Genomic DNA, 307 nt, shown 5'->3' with positions numbered 1-307 from the left:
CAGCGCACGAGGTCGCCGGTGCGGTACATGCGCGCGCACGGGCCGCCGTGCGGGACGGCGACGAAGACGCCGGCGGTGAGGCAGGGGCGCCCGAGGAAGACGCGCCACAGCTGGACCCCGGCCAGGTACACCTCGCCGGGCACGCACACCGGCGCGGGTCGCAGCTCGCCGTCCAGCACGTAGAGGCGGGTGTGCCAGACCGGGCGGCCGATCGGGACGACGCCCGCGGCGCGCGAGGAGATCGGGTTGGAGACGGAGACGACGCCCACGTAGAGGCCGGTGGGGTTCGGCAGCGGCACCACGGGGT

Annotated in this window: 1 protein-coding gene; it reads right to left on the bottom strand. The window is 75.9% G+C overall.

Features of this window, described 5'->3' with window-relative positions; all coding sequences use genetic code 11:
* Positions 1-307, bottom strand: a 307-nt coding sequence (locus tag PUR56_RS29400) for a hypothetical protein (RefSeq protein WP_329951177.1), incomplete at both ends; no start/stop codon positions are given.

It is taken from the genome of Streptomyces sp. BE303 (assembly GCF_036290945.1).
Lineage (GTDB): Bacteria > Actinomycetota > Actinomycetes > Streptomycetales > Streptomycetaceae > Kitasatospora.
Note: the sequence above shows the minus strand (reverse complement) of the source record. Positions and strands in the feature narration are given on the sequence as shown.